15 protein-coding genes are annotated in these 17818 nt (G+C 71.6%); 5 read left to right on the top strand and 10 right to left on the bottom strand.

Annotation, left to right across the window (positions count from 1 at the left end):
- Positions 1-73 precede the first annotated feature (73 nt).
- The 5 genes from ACZ6BG_RS36600 to ACZ6BG_RS36620 form a co-directional block, all read right to left on the bottom strand.
- Positions 74-1090: a TIGR03842 family LLM class F420-dependent oxidoreductase gene (locus tag ACZ6BG_RS36600; RefSeq protein WP_469009996.1), complete on the bottom strand. Its 1017-nt coding sequence runs from the start codon at positions 1088-1090 to the stop codon at positions 74-76.
- 48 nt (positions 1091-1138) lie between these two features.
- Positions 1139-2542 (bottom strand): dihydropyrimidinase, encoded by a 1404-nt coding sequence (gene hydA / locus ACZ6BG_RS36605; RefSeq protein WP_469009998.1) that lies wholly within the window; start codon positions 2540-2542, stop codon positions 1139-1141.
- Positions 2543-2630: 88 nt separating this feature from the next.
- Positions 2631-3914, bottom strand: a complete 1284-nt coding sequence (locus tag ACZ6BG_RS36610; protein WP_468454507.1) for an aspartate aminotransferase family protein — start codon at positions 3912-3914, stop codon at positions 2631-2633.
- Entirely contained in the window at positions 3911-4753 is an 843-nt protein-coding gene (locus tag ACZ6BG_RS36615; protein WP_030361840.1) for a nitrilase-related carbon-nitrogen hydrolase, read from the bottom strand. The genes ACZ6BG_RS36610 and ACZ6BG_RS36615 overlap by 4 nt, the downstream gene beginning before the upstream one ends.
- Before the next feature lie 206 nt (positions 4754-4959).
- Positions 4960-6552, bottom strand: a complete 1593-nt coding sequence (locus tag ACZ6BG_RS36620; protein ID WP_469010007.1) for a hypothetical protein — start codon at positions 6550-6552, stop codon at positions 4960-4962.
- Between the two features lie 469 nt (positions 6553-7021).
- On the opposite strand from ACZ6BG_RS36620, the gene ACZ6BG_RS36625 reads away from it, so the two are divergent.
- A complete protein-coding gene (locus ACZ6BG_RS36625) occupies positions 7022-8203 on the top strand; it encodes a Cmx/CmrA family chloramphenicol efflux MFS transporter (RefSeq protein WP_469010011.1) in 1182 nt (393 codons plus the stop codon).
- Between the two features lie 22 nt (positions 8204-8225).
- Here ACZ6BG_RS36625 and ACZ6BG_RS36630 read toward each other — a convergent pair whose 3' ends face one another.
- Positions 8226-8477: a helix-turn-helix domain-containing protein gene (locus tag ACZ6BG_RS36630; protein WP_468454501.1), complete on the bottom strand. Its 252-nt coding sequence runs from the start codon at positions 8475-8477 to the stop codon at positions 8226-8228.
- 50 nt (positions 8478-8527) lie between these two features.
- Between ACZ6BG_RS36630 and map the strand changes: the two genes are divergently transcribed.
- Positions 8528-9295 carry a type I methionyl aminopeptidase gene (gene map, locus ACZ6BG_RS36635; RefSeq protein WP_469010013.1) on the top strand — a complete coding sequence of 256 codons (768 nt, stop codon included), beginning with the start codon at positions 8528-8530 and terminating at the stop codon, positions 9293-9295.
- A 174-nt stretch (positions 9296-9469) separates the two neighbouring features.
- On the opposite strand, the gene ggt is transcribed toward map, so the two are convergent.
- Positions 9470-11368 (bottom strand): gamma-glutamyltransferase, encoded by a 1899-nt coding sequence (ggt, locus tag ACZ6BG_RS36640; protein WP_469010018.1) that lies wholly within the window; start codon positions 11366-11368, stop codon positions 9470-9472.
- A 104-nt stretch (positions 11369-11472) separates the two neighbouring features.
- Between ggt and ACZ6BG_RS36645 the strand changes: the two genes are divergently transcribed.
- The 3 genes from ACZ6BG_RS36645 (at position 11473) to ACZ6BG_RS36655 (ending at position 15309) form a co-directional block, all read left to right on the top strand.
- On the top strand, positions 11473-12234 hold the full coding sequence (locus ACZ6BG_RS36645; protein ID WP_469010020.1) for a hypothetical protein: 762 nt from the start codon (positions 11473-11475) through the stop codon (positions 12232-12234).
- 150 nt (positions 12235-12384) lie between these two features.
- Complete coding sequence (locus ACZ6BG_RS36650) at positions 12385-13596, top strand: L,D-transpeptidase (protein ID WP_469010022.1); 1212 nt, start codon at positions 12385-12387, stop codon at positions 13594-13596.
- A gap of 117 nt (positions 13597-13713) precedes the next feature.
- The gene (locus tag ACZ6BG_RS36655) at positions 13714-15309 is read left to right on the top strand and encodes an alpha/beta fold hydrolase (protein ID WP_469010023.1); all 1596 of its coding nucleotides are present in this window, start codon (positions 13714-13716) and stop codon (positions 15307-15309) included.
- A gap of 47 nt (positions 15310-15356) precedes the next feature.
- Here the strand turns inward: ACZ6BG_RS36655 and ACZ6BG_RS36660 are convergent, their stop codons facing one another.
- From ACZ6BG_RS36660 to ACZ6BG_RS36670, 3 genes are read right to left on the bottom strand one after another with little or no spacing between them, the layout of a single operon-like run.
- Positions 15357-16253 (bottom strand): amino acid ABC transporter permease, encoded by an 897-nt coding sequence (locus tag ACZ6BG_RS36660; RefSeq protein ID WP_469010025.1) that lies wholly within the window; start codon positions 16251-16253, stop codon positions 15357-15359.
- Positions 16250-16894, bottom strand: a complete 645-nt coding sequence (locus ACZ6BG_RS36665) for an amino acid ABC transporter permease (protein WP_469010027.1) — start codon at positions 16892-16894, stop codon at positions 16250-16252. Before ACZ6BG_RS36665 ends, ACZ6BG_RS36660 begins: the two co-directional genes overlap by 4 nt.
- Before the next feature lie 9 nt (positions 16895-16903).
- Complete coding sequence (locus tag ACZ6BG_RS36670; protein ID WP_469010030.1) at positions 16904-17812, bottom strand: glutamate ABC transporter substrate-binding protein; 909 nt, start codon at positions 17810-17812, stop codon at positions 16904-16906.
- Positions 17813-17818 lie beyond the last annotated feature (6 nt).

Here is a 17818-nt window from a genome sequence, read left to right on the forward strand (position 1 = left end):
CTCCGCACGAACCGGCGCGCAGGCGGACAACGGCGTCCGCCTGCGCGTCGGTCTCATGGACGTCCGTGCGCGGCTACTCCCCCAGCGCCGGGATCACCGCGCTGCCGTAGCCGTCGATGACCTTCTCGCGGGCGTCGTGCATCGCGTACACCGCGAACTGATCGACCCCGAGGTCCCGCAACCGCTCCAGCTTCCGCCGGTGCTGCTCGGCGGTGCCGATGACGCAGAAGCGGTCCACGATCTCGTCGGGCACGAAGGCGGTGTCCGGATTGCCGGTCCGGCCGTGGTGGGCGTAGTCGTACCCCTCACGGGCCTTGATGTAGTCGGTCAGCGCCTCGGGCACCAGGCCCGAGTGCTCCCCGTACTTGGCGACCAGGTCGGCCACGTGGTTGCCGACCATGCCGCCGAACCACCGGCACTCGTCGCGGGCGTGCGCCAGGGCCTCGGGCGAGTCGTCGTCGGTGAGATAGGCGGGCGCCGCCACACAGATCTTCACCGCCGCCGGATCACGTCCTGCCTCCACCGCCGCGGCCCGCACCGCCTTGACCATCCACTCCGTCAGGAACGGGTCGGCGAGCTGGAGGATGAACCCGTCGGCCTTCTGCCCGGCGAGGGCAAGGGCCCTCGGGCCGTACGCGGCCATCCACACCGGCAGCCTGCCGTCGCGCACCCACGGGATGCGCAGGGTCCGCCCGTCGACGTCCGCCTCCCGGCCCTCGGCGAGGTCACGGACCGCGTCGATGCACGCGCCGAGGCGGGCCAGGGTGTTGGGCTTGCGGCCCGCGACCCGCATCGCCGAGTCGCCGCGGCCGATGCCGCACACGGTGCGGTTGCCGTACATGTCGTTGAGCGTGGCGAACGTGGAGGCCGTGACCTCCCAGGTCCTGGTGCCCGGGTTGGTCACCATCGGGCCGACCGTCAGGTGTTCGGTGTGCTCCAGGATCCGGCTGTAGATCACGAACGGTTCCTGCCACAGGACCGCCGAGTCGAACGTCCAGCCGTAGCGGAAGCCGCGCTGCTCGGCGCGGCGCATCAGGTCGACCACGGCGGACGCGGGCGGGTCGGTCTGCAGGACGAGTCCGAAATCCACGAGGGACCTCCTAGCTGGTTCAGGTGCGTGAGCGGCACGGGCGGCCGGTCAGCTCAGGTACTGGCAGGTGGCGCGCGGGGTGTACAGGCCGTGCCCGGCGCGTCCGGTGAACTCCCGCCGGTCGATGACCGGTTCGCCGCGCGACAGGACGGTCTCGACGCGGCCGGTGACCTGCTTTCCCTCGTACGCGGAGTAGTCGACGTTCATGTGGTGGGTGGCCGCGGAGATGGTCTGGGGCGCGCCGGGGTCGTAGATGACGACGTCCGCGTCGGCGCCGGGGGCGATGGTGCCCTTCTTCGGGTAGAGGCCGAACATGCGGGCCGGGGTGGCGCAGGCGATCTCGATCCAGCGGCGGCGGGTGATGTGCCCGTCGAGGACGGCCTGGTGCAGCAGGTCCATGCGGTTCTCGACGCCGGGGAGGCCGTTGGGGATCTTCGAGAAGTCGCCGCGGCCCAGCTCCTTCTGGCCGGTGAAGCAGAACGGGCAGTGGTCGGTGGAGACCACCTGGAGGTCGTTGGTCCTCAGGCCCCGCCAGAGCGCCGCCTGGTGCTCGCGGGGCCTGAGCGGCGTCGAGCAGACGTACTTGGCGCCCTCGAAGTCCGGCTCGGCGAGGTTGTCGGTGGACAGGAACAGATACTGCGGGCAGGTCTCCCCGAAGACGTCGAGTCCCTTGTCCCGCGCGGCCGCGAGCTCCGCGACGGCCTCCTCGGCGGAGACGTGCACGACGTACAGCGGGGCGCCCGCGACCCGGGCGAGCTGGATGGCGCGGTGCGTGGCCTCGGCCTCCAGGAGGACCTTCCTGACCTCGCCGTGGTAGCGCGGGTCCGTCTCGCCGCGCTGGAGGGCCTGCTCCACGAGCACGTCGATGGCGATGCCGTTCTCGGCGTGCATCATGATCAGCCCGCCGTTGGCGGCGGAGCCCTGCATGGCGCGCAGGATCTGCCCGTCGTCGCTGTAGAAGACGCCGGGGTAGGCCATGAAGAGCTTGAAGGAGGTGATGCCCTCCTCCACGAGCAGGTCCATCTCCTTCAGCGTCCGGTCGTTGACGTCGGAGAGGATCATGTGGAAGGCGTAGTCGATGGCGCACTTGCCGTCGGCCTTCGAGTACCACGCGTCCAGGCCCTCGCGCAGCGCCCGGCCGACGGTCTGGACGGCGAAGTCGACGATGGTGGTGGTGCCGCCCCAGGCGGCCGCGCGGGTACCGGTCTCGAAGGAGTCCGACGCGAAGGTGCCGCCGAACGGCAGCTCCATGTGGGTGTGCGCGTCGACGCCGCCCGGGATGACGTACTTGTCGCTCGCGTCGATGACGCGGTCCGCGCTCCAGGCCTCGGCGGCCTGGGTGCCGCGCGCGGCGAGCGCCGCGATCCGGCCGTCCTCGATCAGGACGTCGGCGTGCAACTCCTCGGCGGCGGTGACGACCAGACCGCCGCGGATCAGGGTGCGGGTACTCATGGTGGTGCGCTCCCTTTCGTACGTACGGGGGTACGCGAGTGCGGTGGGCGGGCACGGGGTGTGCCCGCGCACGGGGCGGGGCGGCGGCCTAGACGCTCCGCAGGGCCCGCTCCAGGATGGCGGCGCCCTCCTCGGCCTCGGCGACGGTCAGCGAGAGCGGCGGGGCGACGCGCAGCACGCTCGTGCTGTGCCCGCCTCCCTTGCCGATGAGCAGCCCACCCTCGCGGGCCGCCTCCAGGACGGCCGCGGCGGCCTGCGGATTCGCCTCGTCGGTGCCGGGCCTGACCAGCTCGATGCCGATCATCAGCCCCCGGCCGCGCACCTCGCGGACCACGGGGAGCTGGGCGCAGATGGCCCGCAGCCGCTCGATGAGCAGCCCGCCGACGCGGCGGGCGTTGCCCTGGAGGTCGTGTTCCAGGAGGTACGAGAGGTTGGCGAGGCCCGCGGCCATGGTGACGGGCGAGCCGCCGAAGGTGGAGATGGAGTTGGCGTCCAGGGAGTTCATGATCTCGGCGCGGCCGACGACGCCGCCGATGGACATGCCGTTGCCGATGCCCTTGGCGAAGGTGAGCAGGTCCGGCGGTCCGGCCGCGGCGTGCGCCTGCCAGCCCCAGAAGTGGTCGCCGGTGCGGCCCCAGCCGGTCTGCACCTCGTCGGCGATCCACAGGATGCCGTGCTCGGCGAGGACCTCGCGGAAGGCGGCGTACAGCCCGTCGGGCGGTGAGGTGAAGCCCCCGACACCCTGGACCGGCTCGGCGATGAGCGCGGCGACGCCGCCACGGGACTGGCCGAGCATGTCCCGCAGGTCCGCGACGCACGCCGCGGTGAACTCGGCGTCGCTCAGGGCGGCGTAGGGGCCGCGGGAGCGGACGCCGCCGTGGACGTACAGCGTCTGCAACGGCGACAGGCTCGTGGGCGACCAGGACTGGTTGCCGGTGATGCCGACCGCGGTGAAGGAGCGGCCGTGGTAGCTGTTGCGCATCGCCAGGATCTGGTTGGAGCGGCGGTGCGCGGTGGCGAGGAGCAGCGCCGTGTCGTTGGCCTCCGTGCCCGACGTCGTGAAGAACACGCGGGCGTCCGGGATGCCGGACAGGGCCGCGATCCGCTCCGCGAGGTCGACCATCGGCCGGTTCAGATAGAGCGTGGAGCTGTGGATGATCCGGCCGGCCTGCTCGGCGACGGCCTTGGTGACGTCGGGCAGCGCGTGCGCGGTCATGGTGGTGAGGATGCCGCCGAAGAAGTCGAGGTAGCGCCGTCCGGCGGCGTCCCAGACGTGGCGGCCCTCGCCGTGGGTCAGCTCGACGGGCTCGTCGTAGTAGAGCGCGAGCCAGTCCGGCAGGACGGCCCGGTGCCTGGCGTGGAGATCCTTCACGGGTTGACCAGCCCTTCGTACGCGTCCGGGCGGCGGTCCCGGTAGAACGCCCACTGTTCGCGGACCTCGTCGATCAGGTCGAAGTCGAGGTCGCGCACGACGAGTTCCTCCGCCTTGTCGCTCGCCGTCTCGCCGACGAACTGCCCGCGCGGGTCCACGAAGTAACTCGTGCCGTAGAAGTCGTTGTCGCCGTACTCCTCTTGGCCGACGCGGTTGATCGCGGCGATGAAGTACTCGTTGGCGACGGCCGCCGCGGGCTGTTCCAGCTGCCACAGATAGGCGGACAGGCCGCGGGAGGTGGCCGAGGGGTTGTAGACGAGCTGGGCGCCGTTCAGGCCCAACTGGCGCCAGCCCTCGGGGAAGTGGCGGTCGTAGCAGATGTAGACGCCGACACGGCCGACGGCGGTGTCGAAGACGGGCCAGCCGATGTTGCCCGGCCTGAAGTAGAACTTCTCCCAGAATCCCTTGACTTGGGGGATGTGGTGCTTGCGGTACTTGCCCAGGTAGCTGCCGTCGGCGTCGATCACCGCGGCGGTGTTGTAGTAGAAGCCGGCCTGCTCGACCTCGAAGACCGGCACGACGATCACCATGCCGGTCTCGCGCGCGAGGTCCTGCATGCGGCGCACGGTGGGCCCGTCCGGCACCGGCTCCGCCCAGCGGTAGTGCTCCTTCTCCTGGACCTGGCAGAAGTAGGGAGCGTTGAAGACCTCTTGGAAACCGATGACCTTCGCGCCCTGCCGTGCGGCTTCGCGGGCGTGCTCCTCATGCTTGGCGATCATGGATTCGGTGTCGCCTGTCCAGGTCGCCTGGACCAGTGCGGCGCGTACGACATTGGCCATGAGCTGCTCCTTCGACGGGACGTCAGAGAGCCTCTACGCCCGTAGACTTCTTGCGTAGACAGACGAACGTAAGCCTCATCGACGGCCTTGCCAAGACCATCGTCGTAACGCGGCGGAGTCGATCATGTTTCGCACCCGGGCGGGTGACGGAACGGCGCGGCGGGCGCGGGCGGCGCCGGGGCGCGTTCAGGTCGGCCGGGGCCGGCTCAGGTGGTGAAGCCCGCGACGCGCAAGGCGTGCACGAGGTCCCAGTGGCGGTCGTCCGACGCCGCCTTCGCGGCCTCCAGGAGCTGCGGGATGAGCCGGGGCGGGTCGGTGTGGGCGCAGGCCGCGACGTCCTCGGCGCTGCGGACCCGGACGAACGCGTCGAGCAGCGCCCTGGCCTCGCGGGTGCGCCCCGCGTCGGCGAGCGCGATCAGGGACTCGGCGATCTCCGGGGCGGGCCGGGCCACGCCCTGACGCAGCAACTTGCGGCAGTCCTCCGCGCGACCAGCCCCGGCGAGCGCGTCCGCGACGGCCACGAGCCGGTCGGGCGGCAGCGACGCGGCCTCCCACAGCAGGGTCGCCCAGTCGGCGGCGAGGCCCGCGTGGTGCAACTCCTCGGCGAACAGCGGGAGCCTGGCCGCGGGCCACCCCGCCGCTTCGACGAGCACGCCGTGCGCCTCGCCGCTGCGGCCCTCGCCGCGCAGCCGGATCAGGGCCCGCACGGCGTCGCCGGTGACGCGCTCGTCCGCGAGGTGCGCGTCGGCGGCGGCGCGCGCGTCGGCCGCCTCGCGGTCACCGGCGGCCTCCCGGTCCACGGACCTGGACCGCCTCGGGGCGCGCGGCGCGGCGTCCATGGCCTGGGCGTAGCGCGCGCCGCGGGGTGTCCCGGCGTCGGCGCGCGGCCCCTCCGCCACGGGTGCGACGACGGGTCCCGCTCCCTCCGCTTCGTCGGCGTCGAGCCCGGCGAACCCGGCGAAGCGGGCGCCCCGGGGGCGGCGGTGGGGGGTGGACTGGTGCGGGACGCGGGGGGTGCGGCCGGTCGGGTCGGCGTGGGTGTGCTCGTCGGGGGTGAGGGTGGGGGTGGGAACGGGGGCGCCGGTGCCGTACTCGGCGGGACGGGAGTCGTATTCGGCGGGGCGAGGCTCGTATTCGGCGGGGCGAGGCTCGTACTCGGCAGGGCGGGCGTCGTACTCGGCAGGGTGGGCGTCGTACTCGGCAGGCCGGGTGTCCGGAGAGTGGCCCGGTTCCGCCATCGGCAGCACGCCCTCCTGCCCCGGACCCCCGAAGTCCACCCACTGCGGCGCGCTCGCCCGGTCGAGGCGGTCGATGCGCGCACGCAGTTCCCCGCAGCGCGCGGCCGCGCGTTCGTGGTCGTCGCGCACCCACGCCAGGTCCAGGTGGATGCGGTCCACGTCGTCGGGCGTGGCGGCGACGGCGAGGGCGCGCGCCAGCTCCTGCTGCCGTTCCTGGGCGAACCGCTGCTCCTGGAGCATCAGGTCGAGCCGGTCGCTGAGGAGTTCGCGCGCGCCGGGCCGGTCGTCGTGCGCGGACACCGACGCCGCGTGCAGGGCCTGCGCCCGTGCCGTCTCGGCGTGCGCGACGCCCACCCCCGCGTCGGCCGCGAGGTCGTGGAGCAGCGCCTGCACGACGTCCCAGGGCGGCACCTCGGCGCCCTCCAGGCAGGCCCGCATGCCGTCGGGGTCGCGGGCGAGGAACACCCCGCACCACCCGCCGTCCCGATCGAGCCGGGCCAGGAGATCGTTCAAGTACTTTGCGAACTCCCGGATCTCGTCCGGGAGTTGTCCCACTGCCATCGTCGGGCACCGCCCCCTGGGAGACTGGAGTCTGCCGGTCCGGAAGATAACACCAGATGGGTTACGGGACGGCTACACGCGGTTTTCCGAAGGCTTCATTAATTACTTGGACGTGCGGCGACAGACGTGGCTAGTCTGCGCACATGTCCAGTCCCGAGGCGAACAGACGCTAGCCACCGGCGCTCCGGTGGCTGCTCCACGGACTCCTTGAGTCCTTCGCTGCCGCGTGGCAGCGACACCGACGTCGTGCCGCTGTCCGGTACGACGCCTTGTGTCGCTCCGCGGCCCCTCCGCCACAGGATCGCCGCAGTGCCGTAGTCGCGGACTGCTCAGTGCCGTAGTCACGGAACGCTTCTCACCCTCCTCTTCCCCGCGCGGCAGCCGCGCGGCGCCAGCGCGGCCCTTCGCCGCGCCGCCGAGGGCTGCCCGCGGGGCTCGCCGATCCTCTCAGCGCTCGCGGAGTCTCGCTGTGCCATTCGTCCTGTATCTGCTCGCTCTCGCCGTGTTCGCCCAGGGCACGTCCGAGTTCATGCTGTCCGGCCTGATGTCGGACATCGCCGCCGACATGGCGGTGTCGGTCCCGGCCGCCGGTTCCCTGACCTCGGCGTTCGCCGTCGGAATGATCGTGGGGGCGCCCCTGATGGCGGTGTTGAGCCTGCGCTGGCCGCGCCGCCGCGCGCTCCTCGGCTTCCTGATCACGTTTCTGCTCGCGCATGTGGTGGGCGCCCTCACCACCAGCTACGGCGTACTGCTCGCGACCCGCGTCGTCGGCGCGCTCGCGAACGCCGGTTTCCTCGCCGTGGCGCTGACCACCGCGACCAGCCTGGTCGCGCCGGACGCCAAGGGCCGGGCCACGTCGATCCTGCTCGGCGGCACCACGCTCGCCTGCGTGGTGGGCGTGCCGGGCGGCGCGCTGCTCGGCCACCTGTGGGGCTGGCGCGCCGCGTTCTGGGCGGTGGCGCTGATCTCGGTGCCCGCCGTCGTCGCCGTCGCCCGGGCCGTGCCGCCGTCGGCGCCCACCGCCGCGCGCACCGGGGCCCGCGCGGAGCTGCGGGCCCTGCGCTCCCCCAGGCTCCTGGTGACGCTGCTGCTCGGCGCGCTCGTCAACGGCGCCACGTTCTGCGTCTTCACGTACCTGGAACCGCTGGCCACGCATGTCTCCGGCATCGACGACGCGTGGGTGCCCGGGCTGCTCGCCCTGTTCGGGCTCGGCTCGTCGGTCGGGGTCGCGCTCGGCGGGCGGCTCGCCGACACGCGTCCGTTGCCGCTCCTGGCGGGCGGCACGGTGGCGCTGCTCGCGGGCTGGGTGGTGTTCGCACTCACGGCGGGCAGCCCGGTGGCGGCGGTCGTGCTCGCCTTCACCCAGGGGCTGCTGTCGTTCGCGGTCGGCTCCACTCTGATCTCGCAGGCGCTGTACGCGGCGACAGGGGCGCCGACGCTCGCGGGCGGCTTCGCCACGGCGGCCTTCAACTTGGGCGCGGCGGTGGGGCCTTGGGCGGGCGGCCGGGCCATCGCGTCGGGGCTCGGCTACCGCTCCCCGGTGTGGGTCGGCGCCCTGCTCGTGGCACTGGCGCCGGCGACTGCGGGCGCAGCGCTGCTGGCGCGGCGCAGGGCGGCGCGGCGGGAGGAGCCGTCACCGGCGAGGGCGTGACGAGCGCGGCCTGCGGCAGGGATCAGACCGGGACCAGCGCGCAGGCCCGCGCCACCTCGTCCATCGACAGCTCCAGCGTCACCGCGAGGGCCGCCACCGTGAAGAAGGCGGGCGTCGGTGCCCGCCCCGTCTCGATCTTGCGCAGCGTCTCCGCCGAGATCCCGGCGCTCGCGGCGACCTCCACCATGCTCCGCTCACCGCGCGCCGCGCGCAGCAGCCGGCCGAGCCGCTCGCCGCGTTCACGCTCTTCGGGGGTCAAGGGGGTGCGAACCATGGTGCCATCCTACCCCCGGACACCATTTAAATACCGGTATAGTAATTGGCATGGTCGAACTCAAGACAGACACATCCATCGAAGCGATGCGGGAGGCGGGGCGCGTGGTCGCGCGCGCCCTGACAGCGGTGCGCGAGGCGGCGGCCGTCGGCGTGGCCCTGCGGGACCTGGACGAGGTGGCGCACCAGGTCCTGAAGGACGCGGGCGCCACGTCACCGTTCCTGCACTACCACCCGGCGTTCGCCCCGGTCCCCTTCCCGGCCACGCTCATCACGTCGGTGAACGACGCGATCGTGCACGGCATCCCGGACGGGTATCGCCTGCGGGACGGCGACCTGGTCTCCGCGGACTTCGGCGCCAGTCTGGACGGCTGGGTGGGCGACTCGGCCATCAGCTTCATCGTCGGCACCCCGCGCCCCGAGGACGTCCTGCTCGTCAGGACCGCAGAGCAGGCCCTGGAGGCCGGCATCGCCGCGGCCGTCGTGGGCAATCGCATCGGGGACATCGCGCACGCGGTCGGCACGGTCTGCCGGGACGCCGGGTACGGCATTCCGGACGGCTTCGGCGGCCACGGCGTGGGCCGCAGCATGCACGAGGACCCCGGGGTGCCGAACGAGGGCCGCCCGGGCCGCGGCATGCCGCTGCGGCACGGCATGGTGCTCGCCATCGAGCCGATGCTGATCGCCAGCGGCAAGGACGGCTATCACGCCGCGCCGGACGGCTGGACCCTGCGCACGAACGACGGCAGCCGCGCGGCCCACGTGGAGCACACGGTGGCGATCACGGACGCGGGCCCGCGCATCCTCACGGCCCTGTGAGCCCGCCCCGCCCCGCGCGCCCCGGAGAGCGGGCCCACCCCTCGCGCCCCACGTGAGCGAAGAGGTCCGTGCCGCCCCGGTTCCGGGGCGGCACGGACCTCCGCGTACCCAAAGGTCACACGCGGGCCGGACCACCGACCGCGAGACCGACCGCTGGACCGACCGCTGGACCGACTACCGCCGCGGCTTCACCACCATCGCCGACCCGCCGCCCCTGCGCTCCTTCTCGGCCGCCGCGAGCCACTGCCCGCCCGCGAGCCGCTGCACGCCGGTCGCGGCGCCGATCTCCGGGTTCTGCCGGAAGGAGTGGCCGATCGCCTCCAGCCTGCGCCGGGTCTCGCTGTTCCACAGACCCGGTTCGAGCTCCGTCTGGGCGGCGTTGCGCTGGCTGGCGCGCGGCGCCGCGATCGCGTCGACGAGCGGCAGGCCCCGGTCGAGGAAGCCGGTCAGGGTCTGCAGGACGGTCGTGATGATGGTCGCGCCGCCGGGCGAGCCGAGCGCGACGACCGGCCGGTCCTGCCCGTCGAGGACGATGGTCGGCGAGAGCGACGAGCGCGGGCGCTTGCCGGGCCCCGGCAGGTTCGGGTCGTGCACGGCCGGGTTGGCGGGCGCGAAGGAGAAGTCGGTCAGCTCGTTGTTGAGCAGGAAGCCGCGCCCGGGCACGGTGATCCCGCTGCCGCCGGTCTGCTCGATGGTGAGGGTGTACGCGACGACGTTGCCCCACTTGTCGGCGGCCGTCAGATGCGTGGTGTTCTCACCCTCGTACGTCGTCGGGGCCGCCTTGTCCCCGGCGCGGCAGGGCACCGGGTCGCGCGGGTCACCGGGCGCGAGCGGGCTCTTGAGGACGGCGTCGTCCTTGATCAGGCAGGCGCGGGAGTCCGCGTACTTCTGCGACAGGAGTTCCTTCTTCGGCACGTCCTCGAAGGCCGGGTCGCCCACCCAGCGCCCCCGGTCGGCGAACGCGATGCGGCTGGCCTCGATGAAGCGGTGCAGATAGCGCGTGCGGGTGGCCTCGGAGAGGTCGGTGCGCTCCAGGATGTTCAGGGCCTCGCCGACGGTGGTGCCGCCGGAGGAGGACGGCGCCATGGAGTAGACGTCGAGGCCGCGGTAGGACGTCTTGGTGGGGGTGCGGCGCTTCACCGCGTAGTCGCGCAGGTCCTTCATGGACAGGTCGCCGGGGCGGGCGTTGCGCCCGGAGTCCGGGTCCACGGGCGGCTTGTTGACGGTGCGGACCAGATCACGGCCGAGCCTGCCGTCGTACAGCGTGTCGACGCCCTTGTCCCCCAGCTCCGCGTACGTGCGCGCGAGGTCGGGGTTCTTGAAGGTCGAGCCGACGACGGGCAGCTCACCGCCCGGCAGGAACAGCCGCGCGGTGTCGGGGAAGTCCGCGAACCGCGCCTGGTTCGACGCGGTCTGGGAGCGGAAGGTCTCATCGACGGTGAAGCCGTGCCGCGCCAGGCGCTCGGCGGGCTTCAGGACCGTGCCGAGCGACTCGCTGCCCCAGGCGTCCAGCGCCTCCTGCCAGGTGGCGGGCGTGCCGGGGGTGCCCACGGCCAGGCCGCTGGTGACGGCTTCCGCGAACGGCAGCGGCTTGCCGTTCTCCAGGAAGAGCCCGGAGTCGGCGGTGCGCGGCGCGGTCTCGCGGCCGTCGAGGGAGCGCACCGTACGGGACTTCGCGTCGTAGTACACGAAGTAACCGCCGCCGCCGATCCCCGCGGAGTAGGGCTCGCTGACGCCGAGCGCCGCGGCCGTGGCGACCGCCGCGTCCACGGCGTTGCCGCCCTTCTTCAGGACCTCGATGCCGGCGGCGGACGCGTCCTGGTCGACGCTCGCCACCGCACCGCCGTGGCCGACGGCCACCGGTGTCTTCTCCGGAGTCGTGGCACTCGAAGCGCCTGTTTTGGCCATAGTGGCCGATTCCGGTCTTGCGCCGGGTTCGGCCGCGCCGGCCGATTCGGCGCTCATGCCCGGTTGCGCCGAGCGCGAAGGCGAAGGGGGCGCCGCCGCACCGACCGTCACCAATACCCCGCCGACCGCGCATAGCGTCAGATTCCGTACGAGACCGCGCCGCATTCGTACCTCCAGTCAACAGCCGTCTGCGCAGCGTAACTTCGGTGTCCGCGCCTCGCCATGGGCTCTTCGAACGAGGCTCCGAATGGCCGCTAGCATGCGCCCCCATGACTGAAGACGTGCGCTATCTCGTCCTCGGCCTGCTCGCGGCCGTGCTCGGTGCCACCCTGGGCTGGCTCCTGCGTTCGCAGCTGTGGAAGCGCAGGCTCCGCCGCAAGCAGGCGTTCTTCGGGCTGCCCGCGAACGCCGAGTCGCTGCTCGTGGTCAACCGCGAGGCGAGCGGCCCGGAGCTGCTCGTGACCCGGCACGACGTGTTCTCGCTGCTCGAACTCGCCGCGCTGATCAAGGAATGCGGCGGGCACGCCCAGATCGTCGCGCACGACGCCGCCCAGCAGGGCTTCGGCGAGCGCACCGAGTTCTGCGTCGGCAACCCGGCGGTGCACCGCCGCATGGCCGCGCACATGCACTCACTGCTGCCCGGCGTGCGCGTCAACACCGACCCGGAGCCGGGCCCGGACCGGGGCGCCTTCCAGATCGGCTCCGAGCGCTACCGGATGGAGGGCGGCAGGACCGAGTACGTCATCCTGGCCCGCCTCACCGCCGGGCAGACGCCGGACGCGCGACCCGTCTTCCTCTTCTGCGGCCAGCGCGCCATCACCAACCAGGCCGCGACCCGCTATCTGGCACGCCACCACGAGCGCCTCGCCCGCAAGCACGGCAACCACTCCTTCGTGCTGCTCCTGAAGGTCGTGAACTCGCAGGCCTACGGACCGGACGTGGTCGAGCTCGTCGCGGACGTGACCCGCCCCGCCCAGGAGCCGATCCCGACCCCCGCCCCGGCCGCGCGCAACTCCCACCGCGCCAAGTGAGCGGCACGTGAGCGCGCCCCCACGGAACGTATGCCGCGAATAACGCCTCTATGACGTAGTCGGCAATTTCGGGGCGAGGGGCAACCGAAGCGGACCCCGCGCACTCTCACTCCGGGCAGGCAGTGAACATTCGCACGGAGGTACGTTTCCTTGAGGTCCCGGTCCCTGAGCCCGTCGCACCGCCGACGCTCCATACGCCCCCGCCACGCCGCCGTCGCGGGCGTCGCGGCCCTGGCGGCCACCCTGTCCGCCTGCTCGGACGGCGGCTCCGGCTCCGACGACGCCAAGGCCGTCAAGCCGAGGGTCTCCGTGAACCTCACCGGCGACCAGGCCAAGGCGGGCGCCCCCGTCACCGTGAAGCTGGCCACCAAGGACGCCAGGCTCAAGGACGTCGCGGTCGCCGACGCCGAGGGCACGAAGCTGGCGGGCAAGGTCGCCGCCGACGGCCGCAGCTGGACCTCGACGCGCAATGCCGCGCCCGGCACCAGCTACACCCTGCGGGCCACCACCGAGCAGGGCGGCGAGGCGACGAGGTCCTTCAAGACGGCCCCGCCCGAGAAGGTCAACAAGGTCACGATCACGCCGGGCAGCAACCTCAAGACCGTCGGCGTGGCCCAGCCGCTCTCGATCGTCTTCGACCACCCGGTCAAGAACAAGGCCGAGGTGGAGAAGCACCTCAAGGTCACCACGTCGAACGACACCACCGGATCCTGGGGCTGGATCAAGAACTACGACGGCAAGGACCGCGTCGACTGGCGCCCCGAGGAGTACTGGAAGCCCGGCACCAAGGTGGAGCTCGACGCCCAGCTCAACGGCGTCGACTCGGGCACGGACGGCGGCTGGTTCGTGCGCGACTACGACACCGCCGCCACCATCGGCAAGAACCAGGCCGTCAAGGTGAACCTGGACAGCAAGACGGCGACGCTGACGCGGGACGGCGAGACCGTCAAGCAGATCCCGATGTCGGCCGGCACCCCCGGCGGCGAGAAGGCGTCCTGGGGCGGTACGTCGGTCCTGATGGCCAAGGAGGGCACGATCAACATGCGCTCCGAGACCGTCGGCCTCGGCGACGCCTACGACAAGATGGTCGACTACTCGATGCGGCTGACCTGGTCGGGCATGTACGCGCACGCGGCGCCCTGGAACGCCTCGTACTTCGGCAACACCAACCACAGCTCCGGCTGCGTCGGCATGAGCACCTCCGACGCCTCCTGGCTGTACGGCCAGGTCCAGGTCGGCGACCCGTTCGAGGTCACGGGCTCGGGCTCCAAGGGCACGCCGGACCCGGGCAACGGTTACGGCCTGTGGAACCTGTCATGGGCGGACTGGCAGGCCAAGAGCGCGCTGAAGCAGACCTCTTGAGGTGACAGCCGCGTCAACAATCGTTACCGGGGCGTAACTTACCGATGGGTTACCCCCGGTAAAGAACCACGGCTACCGTTCGGTCACTTTGCACTTTCAACAAGTGAGGAGTGACCCGTGCGAGACCCCCACCAGTCCCCGCGGTCCACGACCGCGGGGGCCGTCTCCGCCGCCCTGATCGCGGGCGCCGCCTTCGGCCTGGCGCCCGCGGCCCAGGCCGCACCCGCCGAACGCCCCGCCGCGGCGGCCGCGGCGAGTGTGCGGTTCGTCGACATCCCCGGCGACGGCGGCACCGTCCTCAAGGCCAACGTCGTCGCGCCCGCGGGCGCGCGGGCGGACAGCTCGTACCCCGCGATCGTGCTGCCCACCAGCTGGGCCATGCCGCAGATCGAATACATCGCGCAGGCCAAGAAGCTCGCCGCCGCCGGGTACGTCGTCGTCAGCTACAACTCCCGCGGCTTCTGGCAGTCCGGCGGCGAGATCGAGGTCGGCGGCCCCGAGGACATCGCCGACGCCTCCAAGGTCATCGACTGGACGCTGAAGAACACCCCCACCGACCCCGACAAGGTCGGCATGGCGGGCGTCAGTTACGGCGCGGGCATCAGCCTGCTGGCCGCCGCCCACGACAAGCGGGTGAAGGCCGTCGGCGCGCTCAGCGGCTGGGGCGACCTCGTCGAGTCCATCTACAGCGGCCGCACCCAGCACGCCCAGGCGGGCGCGCTGCTCGGCGGCGCGGGCCGGCTCACCGGCCGCCCCAGCGCCGAACTCCAGCGCATCCTCAAGGACTTCCTCGGCTCGAACCTCGACAGCGAGGACGAGATGATCACGTGGGGCACCAAGCGCTCCCCCGCGACCTACCTGGACCGCCTCAACAAGAACGGCGCCGCGATCCTGCTCGCCAACGCCTGGGGCGACACCATCTTCCCGCCCAACCAGTACGCGTCCTTCTACGAGAAGCTGACGGGCCCCAAGCGCCTGGAGTTCCGCCCCGGCGACCACGCGACGGCCGAGGCGGCCGGCCTGCTCGGCCTGCCCAACGACACCTGGACGACCACCCAGCGCTGGTTCGACCACTACCTCAAGGGCGAGCGGAACGGCATCGAGAAGGAGCAGCCCGTCCAGCTCAAGTCCCGCTCCACAGGCGGCTACGAGGGCTACCCGGACTGGAAGTCGGTCGGCGCGACGAAGAGGAAGATCGACCTCGCGGGCTCCACCACGATCCGCGCGAACGTCGACTCCGGGGCCAACGGCGGCATCGTGATGCTCTCCAACACCCTGGACCAGTTCCTGAAGTTGCCGCCGGTGGCGTCGATGCCGCTGCTGCCGCGCCGGTACGCGGCGGTGTGGCAGTCGGAGCGGGCCGAGCGGGAACAGCGCGTGCGCGGTACCGCGAAGCTGCACACCACGCTCACCAGCACCAAGGAGAGCGGAACCCTCGTCGCGTACCTCTACGACGTGGGCCCGCTCGGCCTCGGCAAGCTGGTCAGCAACGCGCCGTACACCTTCCACGGCAAGACCCCGGGCAAGCCGTTCGCCGTCGACCTGGAGCTGTTCTCCACGGCCTACGACGTCCCGGCGGGGCACCGGCTCGCCCTGGTCGTCGACACGGTCGACCCGCTCTATGTCGAGCACAACCCGTCCGGCGCGCAGCTGACCTTCTCCTCGCCCGGAACCGACCCGTCGTACGTGTCGGTCCCCCTGCGCGAGCAGTGATCTCCGGCTGCTGCCGGGCGGGCCTGGCCCTCCAGCTGCTGCTCCCGTCAAGGGCCGGGGGCCCTGGGGGGACCCCCGCCCGGCAGCAGCGTCCCTGGTTCAGCCGGGGCGACATCCACGGCCTCTGTCTTGGGACTGCGCTGCTGGCGCTTGGACACCCAGTAGGCGAACCACGAAAGCAGCATGCACATCCCGATGTAGATCGGTGAGATCACCATGACCACGGGGATGAAAGGCAAATCGTAGTCGAGATTCGACGCGATGAGCTTCCCGGCATGGAGGAACTCCTCATAGGTGATCAGATAGCCGAGTGAGGTGTCCTTCAGGGCCACGACCAGCTGGCTGATGATGGCGGGCAGCATGGCCCGCACCGCCTGCGGCACCAGGACGTACGACATGACCTGGGTCTTTCTCATGCCAAGCGCGTAAGCGGCCTCCCTCTGGCCGCGCTCGACCGAGTTGACGCCGGAGCGGAACACCTCGGCGAGCACGGAACCGTTGTAGAGCGTGAGCCCGGCGACCAGCGCCGGCAGCGGCTGGACCTTCAGCGCCACGAAGACGAAGAAGATCATCACGAGCACGGGCATGGCCCGGAAGAACTCCACCAGGAGCGTGGCCACCCAGCGCACCGGCCGGTGGTCCGAGAGCCGCCCGGTGGCGAGCAGTCCGCCGAGGGCGAGCGAGAGCACGGCGGCGATGGCGAACGCCTTCAGCGTGTTGCCGAGCCCGCGGAGCAGCAGCTCCTGGATGCCCTTGTACTCGAACGGCGTCCACTTGGTGGCGGTGAACTGGTCGGTGTCGAACAGCAGATACAGGATCCAGCCGACGAGCCCGACGATCAGGGCGGTGGAGAGGATGCCGTAGATCAGGTGTCTGCGGCGGGTCCGCGGGCCCGGGATGTCGTAGAGCGCGGTGGCTTCGGGAGCGTGGGTGGTGGTGGTCATCGGGCGACTCCCCAGCGCTTCTCGAGGACGTTGAAGACGGCGCTGATGGCGAGGGTGATGATCAGGTAGCCGAGGGCGATCCAGACGAAGGTCCAGATGATGCTGTAGCCGAGTTCGCTGAGGGTCTTGTAGGTGCCGAGCAGTTCGGTGACGCTGAACGCCCCGGCGATGGCGGAGTTCTTGGCGAGCGCGATCAGCGTGGAGCCGACCGGCGGGATGACCGAACGGAAGGCCTGCGGGAGCACCACCGCGGACAGGGTCTGACTGAAGGTCATGCCGAGACTGCGAGCCGCCTCGCCCTGCCCCTTGGGCACGGTGTTGATGCCGGAGCGCAGCGCCTCGCAGACGAACGCCGAGGTGTAGCAGCCGAGCGCGAGCACGGCGAACACCTTGAAGGGCAGCACGAGCCCGAACCGCGGCAGCCCGAGGAGCACCGCGAAGAACAGCAGCGTCAGCGGCGTGTTCCGCAGGACCGCCACCCACACCGCGCCGAACACCCGGAAGGACCCGACGGGCGCCACCCGGAACGAGGCCATCACGAACCCGAGCGCGAGCGCGAGCAGCGAGGCGTACACGGTGAGTTCGACGGTGCCGAGGAAGCCGTCCCCGAACGTGGAGAAGTTGTCTGTCAGTACGTCCACGACGCCTCCTCAGCTCGCCGGGTAGCGGTCGATGGCGGGCGGCTTCGGCGCCGGGACGCCGGAGAGCCCGAGGGTGGCCTCGTACGCCTTCTTCCAGTCGCCGTTCTTCTCCCGGGCGGCCAGGGCGTCGTCGATGGCGAAGCGCAGCGTGGTGTCGCCGCGGGGCACGCCGATGCCGTAGGGCTCCTTGGAGAACGGCTTGCCGACCAGCTTGAGTTCGTCGGGCACCTTGGCCGCGTACCCGATGAGGATCGCGTCGTCGGTGGTGACCGCGTCGACCTGATAGGTCAGCAGATTGTCGACACACACGGAGTACGTGTCGTACGCGACGAGCGTCGCCTTCGGGTAGTCCTGCTTGATGCGCTGGTACGGCGTGGACCCCGCGGCGGAGCACACGCGCTTGCCGTTCAGGTCCTGGGGGCCCTTGATGTCGTCCTCGTCGTGCCGCACGAGCAGGCCCTGCCCGGCCATGTAGTAGGGGCCGGCGAAGCCGACGAGCTTCTTGCGGAGGTCGTTGATGGTGTAGGTGCCGACGTAGTAGTCGATCTGCCCGTTCTGCAGGGCGGTCTCGCGGTTGGCGGAGGCGATCGTCCGGAAGGAGATCTCCCCGGGGTCGAGGCCGAGGGAGGCCGAGACCATCTTGGCGATCTCGATGTCGAAGCCCGAGTACCTGCCGGTCGCCGGGTCCTTCTCGCCGAGGTAGGGCTGGTCCTCCTTGGCACCCACGACGAAGCGGCCGCGGCTCTTCGCCTTCCGCCAGGTGCCGGACTCGGTCAGCTCGAAGCCCTTGGCCACCTGGTACTTCGGCAGCTCACCGGCCGCGGGGCCCTTGGTCGGGGGGCTGCCCTCCTTGCCGCAGGCTGCGGTGGCCAGCGCGGTGAGGGCGAGCGCGGCGAACAGACGTGTCGTACGGAGCATGCTCAG

Source organism: Streptomyces sp. NPDC041205 (genome assembly GCF_055591765.1).